We start from the raw sequence: 1017 nt of genomic DNA, 5'->3' as shown, positions 1-1017 counted from the left end.
TAATTTATTACTCACAGCTTTACGGTTAGCAAAAGCCCACTCGGTGAATTGTTCTTGTTCAGCAGGTGTCGCTTCATCAAACCAATATTTGGTCATTTCTACTGGTTTTGTTTCAACTTCTTTTATTTCTGCCGCTGGCTGTTGCGTAACAACCATCTGTGTATTTTGTAATTGAAGTGCTTTTTCATCCAACACGGCTTGGAAATAACCGGCAGGAATGGTGAAAGATAATTTAGAAAGGTCGTTTTGCGTTTTAACAATATAAGTTAAGCCAGTTTTTGCAGATAAGGCGATGTCTTTATTATCAATAGGAAACGTAAAATATTGAGTTGCGGTACAATGCTCACTACACGACTCTGTTGATGGCGAATACGCTGTCATTTTCTTTTCTACACCATTTAATGAAATAGAATCGTATACATTACTTGATTTAAAATAACTAAGCTCTACCGCTAAATAAGAGGTAGGCGCAGCTTTTGACGTTGTCGCGTAATTGGCCGTTAACTGAGAAGTGTTTCTCATGGCATTCGCCCCAACACCTTCATTTTCGATTGGATTAATACTTTTTGCTTCTATAGATACATACGTTGACTTTTTTGTTACCTCATTTACTGCATCACTAAAATCATCATCACTTGATAATGTGGAGCACCCACTAAGTAATATTACGCTTAGTCCTAAAATTCTTTTATACATCCTAATACACCTTAAATTTTAAATGCTCTTAAAGTAAAAAACGCCGACAAAAAATTGCCAGCGCTTTTAAAAGTTAGCTAAATAACAACTTTCTTAGAAGCCGTACTCTAAACCAACACGTGTTACGATATCAGTATCAGCATCACCAACAGTACGTCCAGCTACACGTAGGTAAGGTACGAAACCATTATGAACAGCCATCAACTGACCTGAAATTGTGTTGCTATCAGAATCTTTATCAGTCTTACCATTCGTTTCTGACTCTAAGTTAGCAGCGTAACCCAGTTTGAAACCAATTGGACCACTCCAGTATTGACCAAT

1 protein-coding gene and 1 pseudogene are annotated in these 1017 nt (G+C 37.2%); both read right to left on the bottom strand.

From position 1 onward, the window contains the following. The coding region (locus BTO23_RS01635) for a hypothetical protein (protein WP_245922067.1) at positions 1-696 on the bottom strand (696 nt) is incomplete at its 3' end. Positions 697-789: 93 nt separating this feature from the next. After that, a pseudogene (locus tag BTO23_RS01630) lies at positions 790-1017 on the bottom strand (porin); the annotation flags it as partial.

Source organism: Aliivibrio sifiae, assembly GCF_002954715.1.
In the GTDB taxonomy this organism is placed as follows: Bacteria; Pseudomonadota; Gammaproteobacteria; order Enterobacterales; family Vibrionaceae; genus Aliivibrio; species Aliivibrio sifiae.
Note: the sequence above shows the minus strand (reverse complement) of the source record. Positions and strands in the feature narration are given on the sequence as shown.